Origin of the sequence: Dermacoccus nishinomiyaensis, from assembly GCF_900447535.1 — a bacterium.
In the GTDB taxonomy this organism is placed as follows: Bacteria; Actinomycetota; Actinomycetes; order Actinomycetales; family Dermatophilaceae; genus Dermacoccus; species Dermacoccus nishinomiyaensis.
This window is the reverse complement of sequence record NZ_UFXX01000001.1, coordinates 120859-139875: the sequence shown is the minus strand read 5'-3', so window position 1 is coordinate 139875 and position 19017 is coordinate 120859. Positions and strand designations below refer to the sequence as shown.

The 19017-nt window shown below is 68.8% G+C and carries 20 protein-coding genes; 5 read left to right on the top strand and 15 right to left on the bottom strand.

The features are described from left to right. Positions 1-40 precede the first annotated feature (40 nt). From DYE07_RS00885 to DYE07_RS00835, 11 genes are all read right to left on the bottom strand, one after another. The gene (locus DYE07_RS00885; RefSeq protein WP_006944167.1) at positions 41-853 is read right to left on the bottom strand and encodes a TrmH family RNA methyltransferase; all 813 of its coding nucleotides are present in this window, start codon (positions 851-853) and stop codon (positions 41-43) included. 55 nt (positions 854-908) lie between these two features. After that, positions 909-1283 (bottom strand): 50S ribosomal protein L20, encoded by a 375-nt coding sequence (gene rplT / locus DYE07_RS00880; protein ID WP_006944285.1) that lies wholly within the window; start codon positions 1281-1283, stop codon positions 909-911. Between the two features lie 70 nt (positions 1284-1353). Continuing rightward, the gene (rpmI, locus tag DYE07_RS00875; protein WP_006944255.1) at positions 1354-1548 is read right to left on the bottom strand and encodes a 50S ribosomal protein L35; all 195 of its coding nucleotides are present in this window, start codon (positions 1546-1548) and stop codon (positions 1354-1356) included. Positions 1549-1654: 106 nt separating this feature from the next. Further along, entirely contained in the window at positions 1655-2323 is a 669-nt protein-coding gene (gene infC / locus DYE07_RS00870; RefSeq protein WP_050786459.1) for a translation initiation factor IF-3, read from the bottom strand. Between the two features lie 296 nt (positions 2324-2619). Beyond that, on the bottom strand, positions 2620-3864 hold the full coding sequence (locus DYE07_RS00865) for an MFS transporter (protein ID WP_074045611.1): 1245 nt from the start codon (positions 3862-3864) through the stop codon (positions 2620-2622). Positions 3865-3936: 72 nt separating this feature from the next. Then, entirely contained in the window at positions 3937-5349 is a 1413-nt protein-coding gene (locus tag DYE07_RS00860; RefSeq protein ID WP_115296128.1) for a xylulokinase, read from the bottom strand. 66 nt (positions 5350-5415) lie between these two features. After that, positions 5416-6456 (bottom strand): NAD(P)-dependent alcohol dehydrogenase, encoded by a 1041-nt coding sequence (locus tag DYE07_RS00855; protein ID WP_115296127.1) that lies wholly within the window; start codon positions 6454-6456, stop codon positions 5416-5418. 126 nt (positions 6457-6582) lie between these two features. Beyond that, on the bottom strand, positions 6583-8079 hold the full coding sequence (locus DYE07_RS00850; protein ID WP_062256437.1) for a mannitol dehydrogenase family protein: 1497 nt from the start codon (positions 8077-8079) through the stop codon (positions 6583-6585). Then, entirely contained in the window at positions 8079-8966 is an 888-nt protein-coding gene (locus DYE07_RS00845) for a carbohydrate ABC transporter permease (RefSeq protein WP_115296126.1), read from the bottom strand. Before DYE07_RS00845 ends, DYE07_RS00850 begins: the two co-directional genes overlap by 1 nt. Next, positions 8966-9844 (bottom strand): carbohydrate ABC transporter permease, encoded by an 879-nt coding sequence (locus DYE07_RS00840; RefSeq protein ID WP_231729381.1) that lies wholly within the window; start codon positions 9842-9844, stop codon positions 8966-8968. Before DYE07_RS00840 ends, DYE07_RS00845 begins: the two co-directional genes overlap by 1 nt. A 104-nt stretch (positions 9845-9948) precedes the next feature. Beyond that, positions 9949-11322, bottom strand: a complete 1374-nt coding sequence (locus DYE07_RS00835; RefSeq protein WP_074045607.1) for an ABC transporter substrate-binding protein — start codon at positions 11320-11322, stop codon at positions 9949-9951. Between the two features lie 132 nt (positions 11323-11454). On the opposite strand from DYE07_RS00835, the gene DYE07_RS00830 reads away from it, so the two are divergent. The 5 genes from DYE07_RS00830 to DYE07_RS00810 all read left to right on the top strand — a co-directional run bounded on the left by DYE07_RS00830 (position 11455) and on the right by DYE07_RS00810 (position 16091). After that, complete coding sequence (locus tag DYE07_RS00830) at positions 11455-12420, top strand: sugar-binding transcriptional regulator (protein ID WP_062256429.1); 966 nt, start codon at positions 11455-11457, stop codon at positions 12418-12420. Between the two features lie 115 nt (positions 12421-12535). Continuing rightward, a complete protein-coding gene (lpdA, locus tag DYE07_RS00825; RefSeq protein ID WP_006944264.1) occupies positions 12536-13936 on the top strand; it encodes a dihydrolipoyl dehydrogenase in 1401 nt (466 codons plus the stop codon). Between the two features lie 298 nt (positions 13937-14234). Further along, entirely contained in the window at positions 14235-15503 is a 1269-nt protein-coding gene (locus DYE07_RS00820) for an inorganic phosphate transporter (protein ID WP_062256426.1), read from the top strand. Next, a complete protein-coding gene (locus tag DYE07_RS00815) occupies positions 15500-15793 on the top strand; it encodes a hypothetical protein (RefSeq protein WP_115296123.1) in 294 nt (97 codons plus the stop codon). Before DYE07_RS00820 ends, DYE07_RS00815 begins: the two co-directional genes overlap by 4 nt. A 4-nt stretch (positions 15794-15797) precedes the next feature. After that, complete coding sequence (locus DYE07_RS00810) at positions 15798-16091, top strand: DUF3349 domain-containing protein (RefSeq protein WP_062256422.1); 294 nt, start codon at positions 15798-15800, stop codon at positions 16089-16091. Positions 16092-16225: 134 nt separating this feature from the next. On the opposite strand, the gene DYE07_RS00805 is transcribed toward DYE07_RS00810, so the two are convergent. From DYE07_RS00805 to DYE07_RS14615, 4 genes are read right to left on the bottom strand one after another with little or no spacing between them, the layout of a single operon-like run. Continuing rightward, positions 16226-16966, bottom strand: coding sequence for an SseB family protein (locus DYE07_RS00805; protein ID WP_006944234.1), 741 nt, complete (start codon positions 16964-16966; stop codon positions 16226-16228). Beyond that, a complete protein-coding gene (gene priA / locus DYE07_RS00800; protein WP_006944303.1) occupies positions 16963-17703 on the bottom strand; it encodes a bifunctional 1-(5-phosphoribosyl)-5-((5-phosphoribosylamino)methylideneamino)imidazole-4-carboxamide isomerase/phosphoribosylanthranilate isomerase PriA in 741 nt (246 codons plus the stop codon). Before priA ends, DYE07_RS00805 begins: the two co-directional genes overlap by 4 nt. A gap of 43 nt (positions 17704-17746) precedes the next feature. After that, positions 17747-18367, bottom strand: a complete 621-nt coding sequence (gene hisH, locus DYE07_RS00795; RefSeq protein WP_115296122.1) for an imidazole glycerol phosphate synthase subunit HisH — start codon at positions 18365-18367, stop codon at positions 17747-17749. Further along, positions 18364-19017: a hypothetical protein gene (locus DYE07_RS14615; RefSeq protein ID WP_006944237.1), complete on the bottom strand. Its 654-nt coding sequence runs from the start codon at positions 19015-19017 to the stop codon at positions 18364-18366. Before DYE07_RS14615 ends, hisH begins: the two co-directional genes overlap by 4 nt.

Sequence of the window (19017 nt, the reverse complement as noted above, 5' to 3'; positions counted from 1 at the left end):
CGCAAACCGATTCCCACGCGTCCGCGCGGGCGAGGGGTGCTCAGTTCTGGGCGGCAGCCGAGGCGTAGAGGCAGACGGTGGCGGCCATCGCGAGGTTGAGCGACTCGGCGTGGCCGTAGATCGGCACGCGGACGACGTCGTCGCACTGCTCGCGCACCTCGGGCTCGAGGCCCCATGCCTCGTTGCCCATGACCCACGCGTGCGGGGTGGCGAGGTCGACGTCGGGCAGAAATGTCTCGCCAACGCCGTCGGCGGCGTGCAGTGTCAGCCCTGCGGCGCGACAAGCGGCGAAGATCTCCTCGATCGACGACCCGCGCGAGATCGGCAGGTGCCACAGCGAGCCGACGCTCGAACGCACGAGCTTCGGGTTGTAGAGGTCGACGCTCGCGTCGCTGAGGATCACGGCGTCCGCCCCCGTCGCATCGGCGCCGCGGATGACGGTGCCCGCGTTTCCGGGGTCGCGCACGTTCGTGCAAATGACGACGAACTTCGGCGAGCCCGCGAGCACGTCGGCCAGCGGGCGATCGATCGGCCTGGCGACGGCGATGATGCCCTGCGGCTGTTCGGTGTCGCACATCGCGGCGAGCACCTGCGGCGAGCAGTCGTGGACGAAGCGCCGCTCGCCTGCTGCGGCGCCGTCAGCCCATTCCCCGGCGAGTTCGCGCAGGTCGGGGTGACGCTCGGCGGCGTCGGCGTCGAGGTAGACGTCGCGGATCGACATCGGCGCGAACCGGATGAGCTCGCGCACGGCCTGGCGCCCCTCGACGAGGAACAGCCCGGCCTTGTCACGTGCAGAACGCCGCCCCAGCGCCTTGACCTGCTTGACCCGATCGGAACGGACGTTCGTGATCATGGTCGAGCGAGCCCTTCGGCGTGGAGCGGCGTTCGGTGCGAAAGAGGTGCCTGGATCAGGCAGCCGGCGTCTGGGCCGGGACGTTCGCCTTGGCGATCTCGACGAGCTTGGCGAAGGCCGGGGCGTCGTTGACGGCCAGCTCGGCGAGCATGCGACGGTCGACTTCGATGCCGGCGACCTTCAGGCCCTGGATGAAGCGGTTGTACGTCATGCCGTTGAGGCGAGCCGCAGCGTTGATGCGCTGGATCCAGAGGCGACGGAAGTCGCCCTTCTTGGCGCGACGGTCACGGTAGGCGTAACCGAGGCTGTGCGTCACCTGCTCCTTGGCCTTGCGGTAAAGGCGCGAGCGCTGGCCGCGGTAGCCGCTGGCCTGCTCGAGAACGGTACGACGCTTCTTGTGGGCATTGACTGCCCGCTTCACGCGTGCCACGTGATCACTCCTTGAGTGGGGCGGCGGCGCCTGACGCCTGCCGCGAAGTTAGTTGGTGGGTGTGGACGGCTCAGAGGCCGAGAAGGCGCTTGATCTTCTTCTCGTCGGCCGGCGCGAGAACGACGTCGTTGACGAGACGACGCGACTGACGCTTGGCGCGCTCTTCGAACTTGTGCACGTGGCGGGCGCGCTGCCGCATGATCTTGCCCTTACCGGTGACGCGGAAACGCTTCTTCGCACCGGAGTGCGTCTTCATCTTCGGCATGGCCGACTCCTTCGCTACCTCGACGCGCTCGTGTGCGCGTCGGCTGTCTGACTGCCTCGCCCGATCACCCGGGACGAGGGTTCTCCACCCGAGGGTGAAGGGGGTGTTACTTCGCAGCCTCTCCGGCCGCGACCTGCTCGGCCTCAGGGGCCTCGCTCGAGACAGGCGTCTCGGCCTGCGGCTCCGGGGCGGCATTGGCTGCCTTCTCGGCCTCACGACGACGACGGTCCTCGGCGCGCGCCTCGGCCTTCTTCTTCGTCGGGCCGAGCACCATCACCATGTTGCGCCCGTCCTGCTTCGGCGCGCTCTCGATGAACGCGAGCTCCTGCACGTCCTCAGCGAGCTTCTGCAGGAGGCGGAAGCCGAGCTCGGGGCGCGACTGCTCACGGCCGCGGAACATGATGGTGACCTTGACCTTGTCACCGGCCGACAGGAACCGGACGACGTGACCCTTCTTGGTGTCGTAGTCGTGCTGGTCGATCTTCGGTCGGAGCTTGATCTCCTTGATGACCGTGTTGACCTGGTTCTTGCGCGACTCGCGCGCCTTCATGGCCGCTTCGTACTTGAACTTGCCGAAGTCCATGAGCTTGGCGACGGGCGGCTTGGCCTGGGGGGCCACCTCGACGAGGTCGAGGTCGGCCTCGGCGGCGAGGCGCAGCGCGTCCTCGACTCGGACGATGCCCACCTGCTCACCATTGGGGCCCACCAACCGAACTTCCGGGACTCGGATTCGGTCGTTGATGCGTGGCTCAGCGCTGATGGCCTGCTCCTTCACGAGTGTGATGTTCACGAGTTGTTGCGGTGTGCCCGGCCACCGACGGTGTTCGGGCAACAAAAAAGACTTCTTGCGAGCGCAAGAAGTCTTCGTTCAACACGCACGACGCGATGATTATTCCGTCGCCATCGAGGCGGGTGCCTCGTCGTGCATCGTGACCAAGACCCTGCCTCCCGAAGGAGACCGAGGGTGGAGACCGAAGCCCCTCTTGCGCACCGAGCGCTTTCACTGCCTCGATGAGGCCATGCGAACGTTCGGCTGGTTGCCACTACGATAGCAGCCGGTGTGGCTCCGCCCTAATCGGCGCGGCGGGCGGTTTCGACGTCGGTGCCCTGCGCCTGTGAAGACGCCGGCAGACCGGCCCGTCGTGACCGCAGCCCCCGTCGCGCCCCGACCATGACGGCGCCGAGGCCGGCGATGGCCGCCCCCGTCAGCCCGACGGACGCGAAACCGCCCGCGAAGCCGTGACGGTCGATGAACACGCCTGCGAGCGGCCCACCGAGCGCACCGCCGAGGGTGAGGAACGAACCGTGCCACCCCATCGCCTCACCGCGCACCCGTTCGGGGACGACGCGCGTGAGTGCATCGACGGACGCAGTCATCGTCGGCGCGCAGAACAGGCCCGCGACGAAACCCCACACGCACAGCCCGAGCACGCCGTGGGCGAAGCCGATCGGCGCCGTCGTCAGGGCGAGCAGGACGAGCAGCGCGAACATGGGCGGAGGCGACGTCATCGCGCCGTAGACGAGCCCACCGAGGACGGAGCCCAGCCCCCACACGGCCAGCACGAGGCCGAGCTGGGCGGATGCGTCGAAGTGACGGGCTGCGGCGACGAACGAGACGTCACTGCCGCTGAGGACGACGACGGCCGCGAACCCGACGAGGCACACCGCCAGGAAACGCGGCGTCACCCAGCGTTCGCGTGGCAGGTCGACGTCCGCGGCAGCCTCTTCGTCGAGCGCCTGCCGGATCGGCGGGTCGATCCACCACAGCAGCGCCGCGAGCGCCGCGGAGGCCATCTCGAGGCAGAAGATCACCCACGACGTCGGGAAGTGACCGCCGAGAGCGATCGCGATGACGGGCCCGAGCATGAAGGACAGCTCGACGATGATGCCGTCGGTCGCGAGCGCCGTGCGGCGATCCTCGTCGCTCGTCGCGGCGATGATGCCCTGACGGATGACGGTGAACGTCGGCACGGCGAACAGCCCGGCCAGTGCCGCGAGCATGAGCAGCGGCACATAGCCGACGAAGGGCGCCACGGCCCAGCACCCGGCCGTGACCAGGATCGACGGCGCGACGACCCGGCGCAGCCCGAGGGTGTCGAGCAGGCGCCCGCGCCACGGCCCCGACAGCGCGACGGCGAGGGTCGAGGCCGCCGCGACGAGACCTGCCTGCGACCAGGTGCGGTGCAGCGTCTCGACGACGTGGATCGTGAGCAGCACCGACACCCCGAACGTCGGGATGCGGATGGCGAAGCCGAGCAGCAGCAGCTGGCGGGTGCGGCGGTTGGCAAGAACGCGGCGGTAACGGGTGGCGGGCATGGTGGCGTCATGGTGTCACGGGCGTGCGGTGGTGGGCGAACCCCTTTCGTCCACCGCCTCGAGGTTGCCCGTTCAGCCGTGCAGTTGCCGCTGCAGACGTAGGTAGCGCTCGTAGACCGCGCGTCCGGCGGTGACGTCGTCGTCCGTGGCCTCGAGTTCGTGGTCATAGGCGACATGCCAGGCCGGAGGCTCGTCACCTCCGGCCAGCGCCCACGCCGCCTGGCGCGCCGCGCCGATACCGACGTACTCCCCCGGCGCCGGGATGTGCACCGGCAACCCGAACAGGATCGGTGCGATCTCGCGCACCGCCGCCGAAGCCGCAGCGCCCCCGATGAGGACGATGCGTCGCGCGCTCAGGCCGTGCTGCTTCAGCCCCTCGACGCCCGCGACGAGGTTCGCGAGCATCCCCTCGACGCAGGCGCGCGCAAGGTTCTCCGGCGTCGCGTTCGCTCGGGTGAGGCCGCCGAGCGTGCCCGTGGCGTCGGGCAGGTCGGGCGTGCGCTCACCGTCGAGGTAGGGCAGCAACGTCAGGCCCTGCGCGCCGATGGGTGCCGCGAGCGCGAGGCGGGAGAACTCGTCGAGGTCGACGCCGAGCAGCTGGGCACCTGTCGTCAGCACGCGGGCTGCGTTGAGGGTGCACATGAGCGGCAGGTGCCGCCCGTCGGCCGAGGCGAATCCGGCGATCTGCCCGCTCGCGTCCCGCGTCGGCGTGTCCTGGACGGCGAAGACGGTGCCCGACGTGCCGAGGCTGACGACGACGTCGCCGGGCTGCAGGCCGAGACCGAGCGCCGCGCCCATGTTGTCGCCCGTGCCCGCCCCGACGACGAGGCCCGCGTCGGTGACGCCGGCGGGCTCGGCGGGGCCGAGGACGCGCGGGACGCCGAACTCGCGGCCCAGGGCGAGACGTTGGATGCCGGCGTCGTACTCGCCGGTGACGGGTGACCAGTACCCGGTGCCGCTCGCGTCGCCACGGTCGGTCGTCCATCCTCGCAAGCCGCCGCCGGCCTGCAGGATGCGCCCCGTCAGCCAGTCGTGGGGCAGGACGACGGTGTCGAGGCGGGCGGCGTTGTCCGGTTCGGAATCACGCAGCCACCGCACCTTCGCGACGGTGAACGCCGCGACGGGCACGACGTCGAGCCGATCCACCCAGGCGCCCGCTCCCCCGAGTTCGTCGACGAGGTCACGCGCCGCGCCCGCCGAGCGAACGTCGTTCCACAGCAACGCCTCTCGGATGACGGCGCCGTCCGAATCGAGGGCGACCATGCCGTGCTGCTGACCGCCGACGGCGATCGCCTCGACGTCGTCGAGCATCCCGTCCGCCGTCGCGTCCTCATAAGCGCGCCACCACACCTCGGGGTCGACGCTCGTGCCGTCGGGGTGAGGCGCGCGCGAGGTGCGCACCACGGCGCCCGTCTCGGCATCACAGACGACGATCTTGGTCGATTGCGTGGACGAATCCACTCCGGCGACGAGTCGAGGTGACATGGTTTCCCTTCTCAGGCGTCGCCGGGGGCGACGCGCGGTTCGGACGGCGGTAACCGTACGGTGAGATCAGACCGTCGGCAGTCCGTTCGGATAGATCATGGCCTTGACGGATGCCGGGTCGTCGAGGCCCGCGCGCAGGGCCTGCTCGCCGTCGGCGAGGTCGAAACGCCCCGTCACGAGATCGTCGACCTCGACGACGCCGCCCGCGAGCATCGCGAGCGCCTGCGGCCATGTGTTCGCGTAGCGGAACACCCCGGTGACGCTGACCTCACGCTCCTGCAGCGCAGACAGGGGCAGTTCGACGGTGTCGCCGCCCATCCCGACGAGCACGGCGCGAGCGCCTCGCGCCAGGGCCCGCATCCCGGCGAGCGTGACTGAGGCGACCCCGGAGCACTCGAGCAGAACGTCGTACTCGCGCTCGTCGAACCTCTCGTGACGTGAGTCGACGACCCGCGCACCGAGCGCCCGGGCACGCTCGAGGCGTTCGGGGTTGAGGTCGACGACGGTGATGTCACGCGCGCCGCGCGCCCGGGCGGCCAGCAGGCACATGAGCCCGATGGGGCCGCAGCCGGTGATGAGGACGCGATCTCCGAGCGTCACATCGGCCTTGCGGCAGGCCCACAATCCGACCGCCAGCGGTTCGACCATCGCAGCAGCCTCGTCGCTCACGCCGTCGGGCAACGGATGCGCGAAGGCGGCGTCGTGGACGATGCATTCGGCGAGCGAGCCGTCGTACGGCGGCGTCGCGTGGAACACCATGTCAGGGCACAGGTTGTAGGCGCCGGCGAGGCACTGCGCACACGTGCGGCACGGCACGCCCGGTTCGATGCTGACGCGCTCGCCGATGCGCGAGGCGTCGACGCCCTCACCGACCGCTTCGACGACACCGGCACCCTCATGCCCGAGCACCATCGGGTAGTCGACGGCGTAGCTGCCGATGCGCCCATGCGTGAGGTAGTGCGTGTCACTGCCGCACACGCCGACGCACGTCATGCGCACGAGCACCTGCCCGGGGCCGGGCGTCGGCACGTCACGCTGGGTCAGGGTGAGCGTCTCGGGTGCGCTCAGTTCGAGCACGCGCATGGGGTTCCTCTCGTCACACGTCATCCGGTCTCCTCTGTCGTCCTGGGGTTCCATTCACCCCCGAGGACTCCGACGCGGCCGGCGCCGCAGGCACGATGCCGGCGGCGCCGACCACGCCTCGTCAGGTCACCCCGACGTCACCGTGCCGGCTCACGCGCCGGGGCGGGCGTCCTGGGCGGCGCGGGCCTCGAGCGTGGCTCGGGCTCCGACCTCGTGCAGCGAGTCGAGTGCCGCGACGTAGGCCGTCGTGAATCGTTCGTCGTCGACGAGGTCGCCGAAGAAGTCCGGGTTGCGCAGGAACGCGAGCTTGTCGTCCTGCTGCGCCGCTGCGGCCGCCATGACGGCCTCCTTGGCGCGATCGTTGACGTCGATCGGGTCGCCCTGCTCGTCGGCGCCCTCGGCGTAGCGCGCCCACGACGCGATGACAAGGGCCGAGCGGTCGATCTCGCCGCCGTGCGCCAGGTTGTGCTTGACGACCGGCACGAGCCACTTGGGGATGCGGTCGCTGCTCTCCATGCACAGCCGGGCGAGCGTGTCGCGCACCTCGGGGTTGGCGAACCGCGCGATGAGCTCGTGACGGTAGGCGTCGAGGTCGACCCCGGGCACCTCCGGCAGCGTCGCCGAACCCTCCTTCTCCATGTAACCGAGCAGAAAGTCGACGAACAACGGGTCGCTGCACACCTCGTGCGCGTAGCGGTAACCGGCGAGGTAGCCGACGTAGCAGAGCGTCTGGTGGCCGCAGTTGAGCAGGCGCAGCTTCATCAGCTCGTACGGTTCGACGTCGTCGACGATCTGGACCCCGGCATCCTCGAACGGCGGGCGCCCGTTGGTGAACTCGTCCTGCAGCACCCACTGGGCGAACGGTTCGCACACGACCGGCCAGCCGTCCTCGACACCGAACGTGTCGGCAAGCTCGGCGATGTCCTCCGGCGCCGTGACGGGCGTGATGCGGTCGACCATAGAGTTCGGGAACGCGACGTGATCGCGCATGTACTGCGCGACCGACGGGTCCTTCAGCTCGGCGTACGCCGTCATCATGCGCCGCGCGATCTCGCCGTTGCCCGGCAGGTTGTCGCAGCTCATGACGGTGAACGGCGTGAGCCCCGCGTCGCGACGGCGTCGGATCGCCTCGACGATGAGCCCGAACGCCGTCTGCGGTGACGCCCCGTCGGCCAGGTCGTGCTGGATGCCCGGGTTGGATGCCTCGAACTCCCCCGTCACCTGGTTGACGAGGTAGCCGCCCTCGGTGATCGTCAGCGAGACGATCTTGACCTCCGGGCTCACCATGAGGTCGATGACCGCGTCGGGGTCGTCGGGCGCGAACAGCATCTTCTGGATCGAGCCGATGACGCGCGGCTCGCGGGTGCCGTCCGGGTGCTTGAGGACGAGGGTGTAGAGCCCGTCCTGCGCATTGAGGGTGTCGACGATGCGCTTGTCGTGCGGCAGCACCCCCACGCCCGTGATGGCCGAGTCGAGGGCCTCGCCGTCGTTCATGAGACGATCGAGGTACATCGCCTCATGCGCGCGGTGGAAGCCGCCGACGCCGAAGTGGACGATGCCCGTCGTCAGCTTCGCGCGGTCGTAGGTGGGGCGCGCCACCTGTTCCGGCAGCTCGGCCAACGTGGATTGCAAAAGACGGACGGCCATCAGCGAACAGCTCCCAGCGACAGGCCCTGGACCAGCTTGTCCTGCGCGGCGAAACCGGCGGCGAGGACGGGCAGCGACACGACGATCGACGCGGCGCACACCTTGGCGAGGAATAGGCCCTGACTCGTCACGAAGCCCGTGAGGAACACGGGCGCGGTCTCCGCCACCGTACCGGTGAGCACGCGGGCGAACAGCATCTCGTTCCAGCTGAAGATGAAGCAGATGAGCGCGGCCGAGGCGATGCCGGGCATGACGACCGGCGCGATGACCTCACGCAGCGTGCGCACGAGACCGGCGCCGTCGACCTGGGCGGCCTCGAGCATCTCGCTCGGAACCTCGGCGAGGAAGCTGCGCAGCATCCAGATCGCGATCGGCAGGTTCATCGACGTGTACAGCAGGATGAGAAGCCAGATGTTGTCGAGCAGGTTGACCTTCTGCGCGAACAGGTAGATCGGCAGCAGCGCTGCGACAACGGGCATGAACTTCGTCGACAGGAAGAAGAACAACACGTCCGACCACTTCTTCACCGGACGGATCGACAGGGCGTACGCGGCCGGCAGGGCGAGCAGCAGGACGATGAGGGTCGAGACGACGCTCGCCGTCAGCGAGTTCGCCAGGGACGGCCACGGGTTCGAGTCGAAGAAGTTCTTGTAGCCCTCCGTCGAGAAGGGAGCGTCGAACTTGGGCGGGTTGGTGGCCGCGTCGTTCTCGGAGTGGAACGAGATCCACACCATCCACACGACGGGCAGGACGAACAGCAGGCCGATGATCCAGGCGAGGACGCCCAGCAGGGCGCCCGACCTCTTCTTCGGGTTCGGCGTGTACGCGGGCCCGGAGGACTTCGGCGTCGCGGCGGGTGCAGCGGCCGCGGAGGCGGGAGTGCTCATCAGTTCTCCTCCTTGAAGAGGCTGAGGACGGTGCGCAGAGCGGCCGTCGCGATGATGATCGTGCCGAGGACGACGATCACACCGGCTGCGGAGGCCTGACCGTAATCGTGGGCCTGGTAGAAGGTCTGGTAGATGAGGTACGGCAGGTTCGCAGTGCCGAGACCACCCGAGGTGATCGTGAAGACGGCGTCGAAGTTCTGCACGATGTAGATCGCGCCGAGCAGGGTGCTCAGCTCGATGTACGGGCGCAGGTGCGGCAGCGTCATGTGCTTGAAGATCTGCCAGTTCGACGCACCGTCGATGCGCGCGGCCTCGACGACGTCCATCGGGCGCGACTGCAGACCCGCGAGCAAGATGAGCATCATGAACGGCGTCCACTGCCAGATGAGCGAGACCGCCACCGCGAGCAGCGGGTTGTTCGTGATCCAGTCCGGCTGCGGAGCGTCGTCGCCGAGAACCATCTTGAGGAATCCATTGAACAGGCCGTACTCGGGGTTGAACAGCGCGTGCTTCCACAGCAGCGCCGCGGCGACGGGCACGATGAGGAACGGCGTGATCATGAGGGTTCGGACGATGCCGCGGCCCTTGAACTTGCGATCGAGCAGCAGCGCGATGCCGAGCCCGAGCAGCAGGCTGATGATGACGACCATGAGCGTGAGCAGGATTGTTACCCAGATCGCCTTGCGGGTGTTGACGTTCGTGAACACCGTGACGAAGTTGTCGAAGCCGGCGAATCCGACGTCATCGGGGTAGTACGCGTTCCAGCGCATCATCGAGATGACGATGGTCGCGACGAACGGCAGCTGCGTCGCGATGATCATGAAGATCAGCGCCGGCAGCAGCGGCGCGCGGCGCGCCCACGCTCCCGTCCGGGCCAGGGCTGTCTTGCCGCCCGGAGCCGGTTCGAGATCGTGGTTGTCGGGGTCGCGGTGATCGAAGTCGTCCTCGCCCCCTCGTGCGAGCGCGTTGGTGCTCACGTCACTCACTTCCCTTCACGCTTGCGATAGTCCTCGGCCACGTCGCTCGCGAGCTCCTGGCCCGTCTCGAGCGCCGCGTCGACGCTCTGCTTGCCGGCGATGGCCGAGCTGACCTCCTGGCTGACCTGGGTGCCCAGGGCCGGAAACTCGGGGATGTCGACGAACTGGATGCCGCCCGCGGGTCGGGGCTGGACGCCCGGGTTGTCGGGCTGAGCCGACTCGATGGCCTTCTTCGCGGGTTCGGCGAACGCCTTCGCGGAGGCGACGTACTCGGGGATCTCGTACGTCGAGGCGCGCTTGCCGGAGGGGACCGACGACCAGCCGATCTTCTCGCCGACGAGCTTCTCGTACTTCTTGCCCGAGGCCCACGAGACGAACTTCCAGGCGGCGTCCTTCTTCTCGGACTTCTGCTCGATCGCCCACGCCCAGGCGTACAGCCAACCGGCGTTCTTCGTCTTGACGACGGGAGCCGGCGCGTAGCCCATCTTCCCGGCCACCGGCGAGCCCTTGGCCTCGAGGGAACCGGCGGCCGACGTCGCGTCGTACCACATCGCCGTCTTGCCCTGCTGGGTGTTGTTGAGGCACTCGGTGAAGCCCGCCTGCGGCGCTCCGGCCTCACCGTGCTTCCTGACGAGGTCGACGTAGAAGTTCGTCGCCTGCTTGAACTCGGGCGAGTCGACCTGCGCCTGCCAGTCCTTCGTGAACCAGGTGCCCCCGAAGGTGTTGACGACGGTCGTCAGCGGCGCGAACAGCTGACCCCATCCTGGCTGACCACGCAGGCAGATGCCGCGCATGCCCGGCTGGGCGCCGTCAACCTTGGCCGCGATGTCGGCGACCTGCGGCCACGTCGGGTTCGCGGGCATCGTGATGTCCTTCGACGCGAGGATGTCCTTGCGGTACATGAGAAAGCTCGACTCGCCGTAGAACGGCTCGCCGTAGATCTTCCCGTCGACGCTGAGCGCCTTCGTCATGGGAGCGAGGATGTCGTCCTGGTCAAACTGGGTGTCGGCCTTGACGTGGCTCGTGAGATCCGCGACCCAGCCGGCCTTCGCGTAGATCGGGATCTCGAAGTTGCTCAACGTCGCGACGTCGTACTGACCGGCCTGGGCGCTGAACTCCTGACTCGTCTTGTCGCGCAGGTCGTCCTCCGGCAGCACCGTGAAGTTGACGTGGATGCCCGTCTCCTTCTCGAAATCCGGCGCGAGCTTCTGCAGGTCCATCATCTGCGGGTTGTTGACCATGAGGACGTTGATGCTGTCCTTGCCACCCGATGAGACCCCGCCACCCCAGCCCGCGCACGCGGTCGTAGAACCGCCCACCAGTGCTGCCGCGGCGAGGAGGGCGATGCCATTTCGTCGTCGTCCCACGAAACCTCCCATGTCGTCGTGCCTGGTGTGCAATGCTCGAACGAGCACCATGCTCACTTGAGCACTAGCAGGCACATATGAGTAAAGTGTGATTCGACACACAATGTCAACCCACGATTCACGCTACGAACGCCGGGAGTTCCCATGGTCGACGCGAGCGCACCGCAGCATCAGCGCCTCATGGTCCACGCAGCACGTCGCTACTACCTCGACGACGCCTCCAAGGTGGCCATCGCCGAAGAGCTCGACATCAGTCGGTTCAAGGTGGCGCGCCTGCTCGAGGAGGCCCGCGACCAGGGAATCGTCCGCATCGACGTCGTCGACCCCGGCGCCGGGTGCGAGCACCTCGAACGCCGCCTGCGCGACGCGTTCGGGCTCGCACACGCCGTCGTCGTCGACGTCGAGGAACTCGAGACGGACGCCGCGCAGGACGAGCTCGCCCGCCGCGGCGCCGACCTCATGCGGCGCCTCGCGCAGCCGACCGACGTCATCGGGCTGCCATGGAGCCGGATGGTCGCCAAGGCGGTGCGCCACTTCGACGGTCTGCCACCCGTGCCGATCGTCCAGCTCTCCGGGGCCCTCGACCTGCCGGCGTACGAATCCTCCCCCGTCGACGTCGTGCGTGACGCCGCCCGCCTCACCGGCGGAGAACCCCGCGTCTTCTACGCGCCGCTCGTTGCCGACGACGCCGCTGCGGCCGCCGTCATCCGCGCTCAGGCGAGCGTCGCAGGCACCCTCGACGACGCCAAGCACTGCTCCCTCGCACTCGTCGGCGTCGGCGGGTGGAGCAGTGGCGAGAGCACCCTGTTCGACCTCGCGAGCGACGACGAGCGCGACGATCTCGCGCGCCTGCAGGTCGTCGGCGAGATCGCCGGCTCCCTGTTCGACGTGACCGGCGCGCCGGTGCACGCGGGCCTGACGGCCCGTCTGGTCAGCATGCGCCCCGACGACCTGCGGCTCATCACCCACGTCGTGGCCCTGTCGCACGGTCGGGCGCGCGCCGCGGCCGTCGCGGCCGGCATCCGCGGGGGCTACCTCACCTCGATCGTCGTCGACACGCCCTTGGCGCATGAGCTGCTCGCGCAGCACACCGAGGCGGCGGACGACTGAGCCCCACGCGCCGCGAGGCGCACGGGAACGGTCGGGACCGGGCGCCGCAAACTTCTACCCGTCAGTAACTACCTGCACTCACACCCTGCGCCCCGATGGGTCTAGGCTCTGCCTCGTGGCCAATCATTTTGATGTCGTCGTCCTCGGCGCCGGCCCGGGTGGGTACGTCGCGGCTATTCGCGCCTCCCAGCTCGGCCTGAGCGCCGCCGTTATCGAGCAGAAGTACTGGGGAGGTGTCTGCCTCAACGTCGGGTGCATCCCCTCGAAAGCTCTGCTGAAGAACGCCGAACTCGCGCACGTGCTCACGCACGAGAAGGAGAAGTTCGGCATCGAGGGCGACGCCACGATGGCGTTCGGGCCCACGCACAAGCGTTCCCGTCAGGTCTCGTCGAACATCGTCAAGGGTGTTCACTACCTGATGAAGAAGAACAAGATCACCGAGATCAACGGTCACGGCACGCTCAAGGCCGACCACTCCATCGACGTGAAGGGTGAGGACGGCTCCACCCAGAGCGTCACCTACGACAACCTCATCATCGCGACGGGCGCCACCGTGCGCACGATGCCCGGGGTCGACCTCAGCAAGAACATCGTCTCCTACGAGGAGCAGATCCTCTCGGAGGAGCTGCCGGGCTCCATCATCATCGGCGGTTCGGGCGCCATCGGCGTCGAGTTCGCCTACGTCATGAAGAACTTCGGCGTCGACGTGACGATCGTCGAGTTCGCCGACCGCATGGTGCCGACCGAGGACGCGGACGTGTCCAAGGAGCTGCTCAAGCAGTACAAGAAGCTCGGCATCAAGGTCATGACCGGCACGAAGGTCGAGAAGGCCGAGGACACCGGCTCCGGCGTCAAGGTCACCGTCTCCCCCGCCAAGGGCGGCGACTCGCAGGTGCTCGAGGCCGACAAGATGCTGTCGGCGTTCGGCTTCAAGCCGCGCGTCGAGGGCTACGGCCTGGAGGATCTCGGCGTCAAGCTCACCGAGCGCGGCGCCATCGAGATCGACGGGCGCGGCCGCACCAACGTCGACAAGGTCTACGCCATCGGTGACGTGACGGCGAAGCTCATGCTCGCGCACACCGCCGAGGCCATGGGCATCGTCGCCGCCGAGACCATCGCGGGCGTCGAGACGATGGAGATCAACTACGACATGATCCCGCGCGCGACGTACTGCCAGCCGCAGGTCGCCTCGTTCGGTTACTCCGAGGCTCAGGCCAAGGAGAAGGGCTACGACGTCAAGACGGCGACGTTCCCGTTCTCCGCGAACGGCAAGGCGCAGGGCCTCGGCGAGGCCGTGGGCTTCGTCAAGGTCATCGCAGACGCGAAGCACGACGAACTGCTCGGCGCCGCGATGATCGGCCCCGACGTCACCGAGATGCTCCCGGTGCTGACGCTCGCGCAGCAGTGGGATCTGACGGCCGACGAGGTCTCGCGCAACATCTTCGCCCACCCGACGCTGGGAGAGGCCGTGAAGGAAGCCGTGCACGGCATCGCCGGGCACATGATCAACCTCTGATCGCGCAGATCCACTGATCGCGCCTGTACCTCAGCGCGATCGATTCGAGACCGCCGGGTCCGGAGCTCATGCTCCAGACCCGGCGGTCTCGTTGCGTCACGTGGTCGAGCGGGCCGCCCGCGTCAACCGGGCGAGACCCCGGGGCGCCCTCGCGCGTGCCCGTCCGGCAAAGAATCGCCGCACGGGAGGTGAACTTCCGGTGAACAGATATCGGGCGCTCCCGCGAATTTCCCGTAGTGCCAACACCCGTTTGCGTACAGCGCACTCGGCGGCCACTGCGCGGTTGCACACTTTCCGTGTGGATTTCTCGTTCATTCTTCTCGTGCTCGTCATCGTCACGGCACTGGCGTTCGACTTCACCAACGGCTTCCACGACACCGGCAACGCGATGGCGACGTCCATCGCCACCGGTGCCCTCAAGCCCAAGGTGGCAGTCGCCCTCTCCGGCATCCTCAACCTGATCGGTGCCTTCCTGTCGGTCGAGGTCGCCCTCACCGTCACCAACGCAGTCATCAAGATCCAGGCCAAGGACGGCGCTCCGAAACCGGAGTTCCTCGCCGACCACGGCCAGGCCCTGCTGCTCATCGTGCTCGCCGGCCTCGTCGGTGGCATCGTGTGGAACCTGCTCACGTGGCTGCTCGGCATCCCGAGCAGTTCGAGCCACGCACTGTTCGGTGGTCTCATCGGTTCGGCCATCGCCGCGATCGGCATGGCGGGTGTCAAGTGGACGGGTGACGGTTCGAAGCTCGATGGTGTCGTCGGCAAGGTCATCATCCCCGCGTTCCTGTCGCCCTTCATCGCGGCGGTCGTCGCGGCGCTGGGCACGAAGCTCATCTACGCCATCACGAAGAAGGTCAGTCACGCCGAGTCCGAGCGTGGTTTCCGCTGGGGTCAGATCTGCAGCGCCTCGCTCGTCTCGCTCGCTCACGGCACCAACGACGCGCAGAAGACGATGGGTGTCATCACCCTCGCCCTCATCGGCTACGGCTCCTGGACCGACACGCACAGCGTTCCGCTGTGGGTGAAGTTCGCCTGTGCGCTCGCCATTGCGGCCGGCACCTACCTCGGCGGCTGGCGCATCATCCGCACGCTCGGCAAGGGCCTCGTCGAGATCGAGTCGCCGCAGGGCATGGCTGCCGAGTCGGCCAGCTCCGCCGTCATCCTCGTCTCGAGCCACCTCGGCTTCGCGCTGTCGACGACGCACGTCGCGACGGGTTCGATCCTCGGTACCGGCCTGGGCAAGAAGGGCGCGGAGGTCCGCTGGGGTGTCGCCGGACGCATGGTGCTCGCCTGGTTCATCACCCTGCCCGCCGCCGCGGTCGTCGGTGCGCTCATGTGGTACCTCGGTGACGTCATCGGTGGTGGCGCCGGCGGCATCGTCGTCTTCGCCATCCTGTGCGCGTTCGCGGCCTACATGTTCTACCACTCGCGCAAGACGCCGGTCGACCACAACAACGTCAACGAGGAGTGGGACCCGCAGGACCTCGCGGCGACGCACATCCCCGACGTCGTGGCCGAGTCCGACCGCAACACCGTCCACCCCGCGACCAAGGTTGGTTCCCGATGAACACTCTCTCCCTCGCGTTCGAGAGCGCCTGGAAGGTGCTTCTCATCGCCATCGTCCTCGGTGCAGGCGTGCCTGCCCTGTTCGCCTTCGGCGTGCGTGGCTGCGCCGCCGGTGAAGGGGCTCTCACGACCGGCGAGAGCGCCAAGTCCTGGTGCAAGCCCGTCGGCCTGCTCTGCTTCGCGCTCGTCGCCGTCGCGGTGGCGCTGGGCCTCGCCATCATCATCGCGTCGGGCTTCGGCTACAAGGTGTCGTTCGAGCACGTGTTCCCGACCTTCGCCGAGAAGAAGTGAGGCGATGAACCCGTCCCTCGAGCGCATCGTCAACTGGCTGCGCGTCAGCTACCCCACGGGGGTACCGGAGCGCGACTACCAGCCGTTGCTCGCGCTCATGCGGCGCCGGCTCTCTCCTGAGGAGATGCACGAACTGGGCAACCACCTCGTCGCCGACGGGCTCGTGCCCGCTGACCGGGTCGATGTGGGTGTCGGCATCACGAAGGTGACCCAGGAGCTGCCCAGCCCACAGGAAATGGACCGGGTGCTCGACCACCTGCACGAGTGCGGGTTCCCGCTGCACGACGAGTTCGACTGAGCACGACGTCAGACCGCACGCCAGGTGTCGACGCGCCGACGCATGACGCAGGGGCCGGACGGTGAGATCTCACCGTCCGGCCCCTGCGTCATGTGCCCCCCGGCTCTTCCGGGGTTTTCAGTGCCGCCCGCGCCTCACGCCGCGACGAACTCGAAGGCGAGAGCTTCGATGCGGGCGCGAGTCTCACCGTCGGCGGCCAGCCGCTCGCCGACGCGTGTGGCGAGCGCGCGGACCTCGTCCTGGCTCAGACCCGGGGCGAGGGTGAGACGCAGCCGCAGCACGCCCTCTCCCCCGTCGACGCACTCCTGCGCGAGCACGGCCTCCTCGACGCGCACAGCCTGCCCGATGGCGGAGCGCACGTGCGTGTCACGGTAGGCGGGCACCCAGGCCTGCTGCTGCGCGAGCGCCCAGACCATGCTCGCGCGCACGACGACGCGATGCTCGCTGGCCATGTCGAGCAGCAGGACGTCGCATTCCTCTGAGATGGCCGCCTGCGCCGCGAACGCGGCCTTGACGGGTGACGGGCGGGCCGCCGGATCCCAGGCGGCGAGCGCTTCGAGGCTCGTGAAGACGGGCAGGCCCTTTGTACCGTCCGGCGCGGTCAGCGTCACGACAGCCATGTCGGTCGACTTCTCGACCGCGTGCTCCCCGCTCGTGTCGACCTCGGTGGGGGCGGCGACGATCGGCACGAGCAACCTGCTCTCGGCCAACGCTGCGACCCACGCCTCCTCGTCACCACTCGCCAGCGCCGCCACGAGAGCCGCATCGGCCTCGCCGCGGTCGTCGTCGAAACCGGTGCTCGTCACCTCGCGGCCGTTGAACGGGATGCCGGCCGTGTCGCTCGGCCCCGTGTCGCTCTGCCCCGGGCCGCTCACTCGGGGCGCCCCGCGACGTCGAGGGCGTCGGCGAGCGTCATCGTGCCCTTGTAGAGGGCCGAGCCGATGATGGCGCCTTCGACCCCGTACGGCACGAGCTCGCGCAGCGCGCGCAGGTCGTCGAGCGTCGTCACGCCGCCGGAGGCGACGACGGGGCGGTCGGTGCGCTCGCACACCTGCTGCAGCAGCGCGGTGTTGGGGCCGGCGAGCATCCCGTCTTTCGCGACGTCGGTGACGACGTAGCGCGCGCAGCCCTCACGGTCGAGGCGGGCGAGGGTCTCCCACAGGTCGCCGCCCTCCTTCGTCCAGCCGCGGGCGGCGAGGGTGGTGCCGCGCACGTCGAGGCCGACGGCGATGCGGTCGCCGTGCTCGGCGATGGCGGCAGCGGTCCACTCGGGGTTCTCCAGGGCTGCGGTGCCGAGGTTGACGCGACGGCAGCCCGTGGCGAGCGCAGCCTCGAGTGACTCGGCGTCACGGATGCCGCCGCTCATCTCGACCTTGATGTCGAGCGTGCCGACGATCTTGGCGAGCAGGCCGCGGTTCTCGCCGCGTCCGAACGCGGCATCGAGGTCAACGAGGTGCAGCCACTCGGCGCCCGCTTCCTGCCACGCGAGTGCAGCTGCGACGGGGTCGCCGAACTGGCCGCCCGTCCCGGCGATGCCCTGGACGAGTTGGACGGCCTCACCGCCGGCGACGTCGACGGCCGGCAGCAGTTCGAGGCGGGGTTCGGTGGTCATGGTGCTCCTTCGAGCCGTCGGATCGGGGTGGCTGGGCATGGCATCAGAGGGTGTCGAGCCAGTTGGTCAGCAGCGCGGCGCCGGCGTCACCCGACTTCTCGGGGTGGAACTGGGTGGCGCTCAGCGCACCCTGCTCCATGGCCGCGGCGAAGGGGGTGCCGTGCGTCGCGAGCGTGACGCGGGCGCCCGAGTTGAGGTCGGCGACGGTCGCGGGGGCCGCGAACGAGTGGACGAAGTAGAACCGTTCGTCCTCGACACCGGCGAACAGTCGGCTGCCGGGCGCCGGTTCGAGCTGCGACCAGCCCATGTGCGGTACGACCGGGGCGTCGAGACGCTCGACTCGACCATGCCACAGCCCCAGCCCGTCGACCGGCGACGGCGACGGCTCGCTCGAGCCGTCGAACATGACCTGCATGCCGACGCAGATACCGAGCACGGGGGCCTGACGTGTCAGTCGCTCTGCGATGAGCTCACGCCCGCCCGCGGCGACGAGCCCCGCGGCGCACGCGTGGAAGTTGCCGACGCCGGGCACGAACAGCCCGTCTGCGCGCGCCACGGACGTGGGATCGGCGGTGAGTTCGACGTCGGCGCCGATGCGTTCGAGCATGCGCACGGCGGAGTGGATGTTGCCGCTGCCGTAGTCGAGCACGGCGACCTTCTTCATCGCTTCTCCTCCATCAGGGCGTGCCCTTCGATCTCTCGCCGTTCTTCGCGTTCCTCGCGGGTGTGCTTGTCGAATCGTCGTACTGCCTTCGCATCAGGTTCGACGAGATCGGCCTCGATCGCCGCGCGCGGATGCAGCGCGAGCAGATGCCCGGCGGGGATGCCGAGGGCGACCATGACGCCACGCAGCACCTCGATCGGCTCGGCGCCGCGCTGCGCGAGGACGCGTTCGAGGGTCTCCGGGTGCGAGTTCTCCCCCACCGCGAGCAGATCCGCGAGGCTCGCCTGCGGCAGCGCCGCGCGCACGACCCCGAAACCGCGGCGGACGACGAACCAACGCGGCAGGGAGCGCCACCGTCGCGGCTGGACGAGGACGACGGCGTCGTCGCCGTGCACGAAGAACCCGGCGGCCGGGCGCATCATCTGCGGAACGGGGCGGGCGACGAGCACCGTCGCGGCGTCGTCAAAGGGCGCGGCCGCATGCCCAGGGCCCGCCGCGACGACGGCGCACCACGGCCCGTCGAGGTCGACGACGTACGCGGGCACGGTGCCCTGTTCGACCCAGCGAGCCACACGCTCGGCATCGCCGCGTATGACGACGACGGCGTCGAGCGCGCCGGTGAAGTTCGACTGCCGACCTAGTCTCGGCAT

Excerpts from the sequence above, each read along its gene's own strand:
- DYE07_RS00885 (WP_006944167.1), bottom strand. The coding sequence starts at position 853 with ATGATCACGAACGTCCGTTCCGATCGGGTCAAGCAGGTCAAGGCGCTG.
- hisH (WP_115296122.1), bottom strand. The coding sequence starts at position 18,367 with ATGAAGAAGGTCGCCGTGCTCGACTACGGCAGCGGCAACATCCACTCC.
- DYE07_RS00850 (WP_062256437.1), bottom strand. The coding sequence starts at position 8,079 with ATGGCCGTCCGTCTTTTGCAATCCACGTTGGCCGAGCTGCCGGAACAG.
- DYE07_RS00860 (WP_115296128.1), bottom strand. The coding sequence starts at position 5,349 with ATGTCACCTCGACTCGTCGCCGGAGTGGATTCGTCCACGCAATCGACC.
- DYE07_RS00865 (WP_074045611.1), bottom strand. The coding sequence starts at position 3,864 with ATGCCCGCCACCCGTTACCGCCGCGTTCTTGCCAACCGCCGCACCCGC.
- DYE07_RS00855 (WP_115296127.1), bottom strand. The coding sequence starts at position 6,456 with ATGACGTGTGACGAGAGGAACCCCATGCGCGTGCTCGAACTGAGCGCA.
- DYE07_RS00815 (WP_115296123.1), top strand. The coding sequence starts at position 15,500 with ATGAACACTCTCTCCCTCGCGTTCGAGAGCGCCTGGAAGGTGCTTCTC.
- DYE07_RS00845 (WP_115296126.1), bottom strand. The coding sequence starts at position 8,966 with ATGAGCACTCCCGCCTCCGCGGCCGCTGCACCCGCCGCGACGCCGAAG.
- DYE07_RS00830 (WP_062256429.1), top strand. The coding sequence starts at position 11,455 with ATGGTCGACGCGAGCGCACCGCAGCATCAGCGCCTCATGGTCCACGCA.
- DYE07_RS00835 (WP_074045607.1), bottom strand. The coding sequence starts at position 11,322 with ATGGGAGGTTTCGTGGGACGACGACGAAATGGCATCGCCCTCCTCGCC.
- DYE07_RS14615 (WP_006944237.1), bottom strand. The coding sequence starts at position 19,017 with ATGCCGAGACTAGGTCGGCAGTCGAACTTCACCGGCGCGCTCGACGCC.
- rpmI (WP_006944255.1), bottom strand. The coding sequence starts at position 1,548 with ATGCCGAAGATGAAGACGCACTCCGGTGCGAAGAAGCGTTTCCGCGTC.
- DYE07_RS00810 (WP_062256422.1), top strand. The coding sequence starts at position 15,798 with ATGAACCCGTCCCTCGAGCGCATCGTCAACTGGCTGCGCGTCAGCTAC.
- priA (WP_006944303.1), bottom strand. The coding sequence starts at position 17,703 with ATGACCACCGAACCCCGCCTCGAACTGCTGCCGGCCGTCGACGTCGCC.